Annotated in this window: 4 protein-coding genes; 3 read left to right on the plus strand and 1 reads right to left on the minus strand. The window is 59.9% G+C overall.

Annotation, left to right across the window (positions count from 1 at the left end):
• Positions 1–243 (minus strand): hypothetical protein (locus ACEW8G_RS02215; RefSeq protein WP_373486817.1); only part of this gene is annotated, 243 nt, incomplete at its 3' end.
• 558 nt (positions 244–801) lie between these two features.
• Between ACEW8G_RS02215 and ACEW8G_RS02220 the strand changes: the two genes are divergently transcribed.
• From ACEW8G_RS02220 to ACEW8G_RS02230, 3 genes are read left to right on the plus strand one after another with little or no spacing between them, the layout of a single operon-like run.
• Complete coding sequence (locus ACEW8G_RS02220) at positions 802–1053, plus strand: CopG family transcriptional regulator (protein WP_373486818.1); 252 nt, start codon at positions 802–804, stop codon at positions 1051–1053.
• Position 1054: 1 nt separating this feature from the next.
• Complete coding sequence (locus ACEW8G_RS02225; RefSeq protein ID WP_373486819.1) at positions 1055–4009, plus strand: DNA methyltransferase; 2955 nt, start codon at positions 1055–1057, stop codon at positions 4007–4009.
• A gap of 18 nt (positions 4010–4027) precedes the next feature.
• Entirely contained in the window at positions 4028–5143 is a 1116-nt protein-coding gene (locus ACEW8G_RS02230; RefSeq protein WP_373486820.1) for a hypothetical protein, read from the plus strand.
• Positions 5144–5630: the final 487 nt, after the last annotated feature.

Below are 5630 nucleotides of genomic sequence, written 5' to 3' on the forward strand. Positions count from 1 at the left end.
ATCGACCTGCAGCGACCGCGACCAGAAGCGCGGCGGACCGTCGAGACCCTCAAGGACAGCTTGCCGCGCGCCGACCCGTAGCACCTCGGTGGTCGGCGGATACCCGAGGCCGCGCGCGGTTTCGAGAATATCGAGAAGGCCGTTCCGTCCGACGACCGGAGCGCCGATCGAGCCGTGACCGGAATCGCCTGCGTGGCCAGGCGCGCTCCCGTCATCAGCCCCGAGGCCAAGAACAATATCCACACCAACCTCGCGTAACAATCGCCCGGAGGGCGTACATCAAATTATTAATAGCACAGCGCACCGCGATTACGCCTCGCGTACCGCCTGATTTTTCGCATAACTTCGCACGTCGTCAACAGTCTAACAGGCCGACGCCCCGCATCCCATTGTCGCGAGCCATCGCACGGATCAGCTTGGCGACCTGCCGCCGTCGATCATGGAGCACAAGAACGTGCGCTATTTGGGTACTGCGCTGCGCTCAGCACTGTTCGCGGTGCGGGTGTCTTTCACCGTTACATCGATGAAGAGTATCCGCAGTTGCCACGCCCCCCGGAAACGGCGGGTCGCGGGGCGTTCGGCGCGATGCCGTAGACGGACGCTCGCGCGAGCGTCCGGAGTTCCTCAACACCAGCCGCTCGACGAGGTAGCAAGCCTGCCGCTACGTCAGCACGCCGTGGAGGAGAAACAAGGGGTCAGGTCACCGCCCTGCAGGCAGGAAGCACTGCACGGATGGACCTATGCGGGGGCCCATTGTACCGTCTACGGCAGTGTTGCGGCCACCGCCCACAAAATGTGGTGGTGCTCGACATCACTTTGATGCAGTGTGCTGCAAAGGTAGCAAACCACATGACATCGAGCAGAAATCCAGATTCTCGGAAGCGCCGCGTCACAGCATTGCTGGAGGAAGAGCAGATCACCGAGCTGGAGGCGATTGCGGACCGCAACCGCGTTTCGCTCGCTTGGGTCGTTCGTGACGCTGTGGCCGCCTATCTGACGGGCCAGAGATCACCGCTGCGGGCGTCTGCAGACGTGCGTCCTGGCAGCGACTAGCATGGAAACATCCCTGAAAATCATCGAGCCGGCGCACGGCGTGCCCCGCCGGGGCTATGTTCTATCGACTGCCGTGGAGGAAATCGCCGGTCCTGGCCGGAAGATCGTCACGCATCTGCACACCGCGCTTGCGCGCGCTGCGCAACTGGCAAAGCCATACGGTTGTGCAGGCGAAGCCGGAACGGAGCGCACCGCCTGGCTTGCCTTTGCCGCTTGGCTGCTCACCCAAACCGAAGATGCCGACGTCGAGGGCGCGACCCTTAGCGACGCACAGTCTTGGTTTCTCGGGCGGCCACTAACGCCGACCGAGACGACCTTCTGGCGTAGTGCAGATCAGGCGCTCGGCAATCAGCTCGCCGCAATTGCCGCCTGCTCTGGCATCAAGGAGCTGCTTCCCTACATCCTCGAAACGCACGGTCCGGGTTCCAGGCTCAGTGCGCGCCGCGATCCCACCACCCTGGTCGCGCGCCGCCGCAAAAAGGTCGCCGGCGTTTTCTATACGCCGCCGGACGTTGCAGCATTCATGGCCCGCACGGCCCTCGCCGGTCGTGCGATCACAGCGCGCCTCAAAGTGCTAGATCCAGCTGTTGGCACCGGCGTCTTTCTGCGCGCCGTCCTCGCAGAGCTGGAGAAAGCGAAGCCGTCGAGCAACTCCTACTGCCGTGCCATCGGAAGCCTGTTCGGCTGCGACATTGATCCCGTGGCGCTTGACGGTGCCGCCAGCGTGTTGCTTGCTGATACGTTGCCGTCCGCGCTCAAGGCCGCCGCGACTCCGCTTGCCGCGTGGCAGGGCCTCCGCACCAATCTTCGGCAGTGTGATGCACTTTGCATCGACCATGTGAAGGATCGCGCTGCCGGCCGTGATCGCCTTTCTATCAGTCAGCTATTTCCTTCTGTTCGAAGCGGCTTCGACCTCATCATTGGTAATCCGCCCTATGCCAATATTGGCTTCCGCGCGGATTTCTCTGAACTTACGGAACGGTTTGAGACGCTCACCGCCAAGCCGACAGCCACCGCCGACCTCTATCCTGTCTTTGTCGAGCAGATGATCCGACTGAGCCGCGCCAAAGCGTCGGGCGCGCTGGTCCTGCCACTGTCAATCGCTTTCAACGGCGGCGCGCAGTTCACTGTTTGCCGCGCACAGATCCAGCGCCAGACCGGAACATGGCGCTTCGCGTTTTTCGATCGACAGCCGCATGCGCTATTCGGTGAAGATGTCAAAACCCGCAATGCCATACTGTTCTGGCAAAAGCATGAGAAGCTGACGCGCCTTTATACCGGTCCGCTGCGCAAATGGCGAGGCGATGATCGCCGACAGATGTTCGAGCAAATCGACTATACCGAGATCACCGACAATATCACCGCCGGCGTGCCAAAGATTCATGGCCTGCTCCAGGCAGAGGCATGGGAGCGGCTGAAAGCCGAGCAGGTACGACTTGGCGACCTCATCGCATCGTGGAGCCGGACCACGCTCGACAGTCTGCCGCACGGCGAAGCTAACGAACTGTTCGTCGCCCCCACCGCGTATAATTCTCTCGGAGTCGCGCGCCCTTGCCTGTTCAGGGCAAAGCCGGGTGAGGCACTTTCGAACAATCCACTGATTCGCCTTTCGGCGAACTCAGCCAATGATGCGGCGACGGCCTTCGCTATCCTCTCCGGCAATTTCGCCTTCTGGTGGTGGCACGTCACCGGCGACGGCTTCCACACGACGCAATCGACGCTCGATCGTCTGCCAATTGGCCAGGCTGCACTCAGCGGTGCCGCGCACGATCAGCTCGCGCTGCTCGGTGGGATCCTGTGGCAGCGCGTGCGCGCCCGACCGGTGCGCAGCCTTAACCGGGGCAGCGTGTCCTATGCCTTCTCGGCGGCTGAAGAACCGGAGCTTCGCCGCCAGATCGACGCGATCATCGTGGCGTCCCTCGGACTTGACATCACCTTCGTCGCCGAGTTGGAGGCCTTCCGAGATACTATAAGGGAGGCGCGGCTGTTTGCGTGCTCCGCAAAAACAACGAGGAAAGAGGCCAGTATGCCCAACCCGATCACGCCAGACGTCAAGGAAAAAAGTAAGCTTACGAAGGATGAGTGGCGCGAATACACTAAGACGGTCTGGTCAATCGCTAACAAAGCTCATCCCGATCACCCGGCTGCTTTTCCAGTCGAGATTCCGCACCGCCTCACGAAGCTGTTCAGCTTCTACGGCGAAACTGTGCTCGATCCGTTCGCTGGCGTCGGCACCACGGCCCGCGCCGCGATCCCGCTCGGCCGCCGCGCGGTCTGCGTCGAGCAAAATGAAGCCTATGTGAAGATTCTTCGACAGGAATGCGCCAAGCTGCGCAACGGACATCTCGACAACTTCGCGCCGCTGGACGTGGTGGAGGGCGATAGCCGCAATCTCCGATTTCTGGAGGATGGCAGTGTCAGTCTGATCGTCACCAGCCCGCCCTATTGGGACAAGGCGGATTACGGAAAGGGGGAGAACAACCTCGGTAATACTGCGAACTACGCCGAATTCCTCGACGGCATCCGGCCAGTTTTCGATGAGTGCTACCGTGTGCTCGCACCCGGTCGAAAAATGTGCGTCGTGACGGCGAACGTCAACCAGCACACGGACCAGGGTCTTCTCACCTTTCCCCTCGCCACTGATTTCGGTGTTATGCTGCGCAACTGCGGCTTCGTGATGATCAACGAAGTTATCTGGTCCAAAGACGGCACGGGCGGTAAATGGGGTTCATTTGGCGCGCAGCGTCCGATCTTCGGCAGCTATCCGTACCCGCCTAACTTCCTTTTTAAGAATGTACATGAGTATATCCTGATTTTTGCCAAGCCTTCGGAAAAGAAAACTAAGGGGCCGAAGGTCAAGCCCTATAAAGACCTCATGAATGGGCTGGAGCAGATGCCGCCGTTCGTCGTGCCTGACAATCGTGGGGACCATCGCCTGCCAATAATCGAAGTGTAATCGGGCGGTCCAGCGCGTATGTTCTATAACCAGCCTCTCTCCCTACGCTTTGGCACTGAATTACTCAAGCACATCGATCATTCGACCGGGGTCGAGCCTTATTGGGATTCGCTCGATATCGCCGTCGCCTGGGTGCGCGCGTCCGGCGTTGTCTACCTGCGTGATAGCTTTGCCCGCTTTCTCGGCCAGGGCGGAGAGCTGTCCTTCATTGTTGGCATCGACCTGCACAACACCACTCGCGAGGGGCTGCAAGCACTGCTCGACTTGGAAGCGCTCGGAGAGTGCGAGACCGTTGTTTATCATAACGAGGCGGGGAGCATCTTTCACCCTAAGATCTATCTTTTCAGAAACGAGGCGGAAGCTCGTCTGATCGTCGGCTCCAACAACTTAACTGCTTCTGGCCTCTATGCGAATGTCGAAGCCGGGCTTCAAGTAGACACTGGGATTGGGGACGCAGTGATCAGCGATGCGCTCGACGCGCTCGCCTCATGGCGCGATGTCTCGACGCATCTAGCAATGCGGCTCGACAAGGCGTTCCTCGACCGCTTATGCGATGAGGGCTATGTCAAGGATGAAGCTGCATTAAAACTGTCGATGCGGAGCAAGGTGAAGGGCGGGACCAGCACGACGAAACTATTCGGCAGTCGCTCTTACACGCCCCCTCCAAAACCAGGCGGTGCGCCCAAGACGCCCACCAAGCCTGCGAAGCCCTCGTTGACTGCCTCTGCCCCTACTGCCGCTAGTGCGTCTGTTACTCTAGGAACTACGGTACTCATGCGTCTGCGTAAGGCGCGCGGCACCCAGACGCAGATGCCTTTTCGTGTTGCCAACACCTTTTTCAAGGGGCTGACCACCGTGCAAAATGCGCTTTCAGGAGTGACGCGCGAGCTTCATCCTGCAAAGGCACACGGGAAAAGCAACACTATTAAACTTGAGATACCTGAACAGAAAAACTTCACGGACACCTTCGCGCGATTCGAAAAGACGCCAGCAGGAATTGTCTACGAAGTTTACGATATCGGCACGCCGAAGGGTAATCAGATTAAGGCCCGTTTGGAAAACGGGTTCAAAGATGGATCAACTCAGACAAGCATCAGCACAAAAGAGAGTTCGACGTGGTGGCGTTTTATATAAAATTTAGCGCTTGCTAGGCTCTTCCTGTCAGCCATCGCCCTCGCCGCAACCGTGCTCTTCTGGCTCTGAACCTCAATGAGTCCTGACCCTAAGGCATAGTAGGCAGCACTAAACCCAACACCCAAAGGGTGGGCATCCGAGAAATTCAGTCATGTGACCGCGCTGTCCACGATGCGCTGTCGAACGCGACGCATCGAAAGGTCCGCTCTCGGAGGGGACGGGGGGTGGCGCGCTGTCGACACCCTGTGCCAACTGAATGGCGGGTCCTGAGTAAATCGTCCACATCCCTCGGCCGGCCGGAATGGCGCAGACACCCTCTCAACCTACCGGCTCCCAGCCCTCCGCCCGCAGCCCATCAACCCTCTCGAACTCCCGCATGTTGCGGCTCAAGAGGATCAGACTCCGCACCAGCGCCTGGGCGGCGATCAGCCTATCGAACGGCCCGATGCGCTGTCCTGCGGCCGAGAGCTCCGCGTCAATCCGGCCC

The sequence above is a fragment of the Blastomonas sp. genome, assembly GCF_041747255.1.
In the GTDB taxonomy this organism is placed as follows: domain Bacteria; phylum Pseudomonadota; class Alphaproteobacteria; order Sphingomonadales; family Sphingomonadaceae; genus Blastomonas.

Excerpts from the sequence above, each read along its gene's own strand:
- ACEW8G_RS02225 (WP_373486819.1), top strand. The coding sequence starts at position 1,055 with ATGGAAACATCCCTGAAAATCATCGAGCCGGCGCACGGCGTGCCCCGC.
- ACEW8G_RS02230 (WP_373486820.1), top strand. The coding sequence starts at position 4,028 with ATGTTCTATAACCAGCCTCTCTCCCTACGCTTTGGCACTGAATTACTC.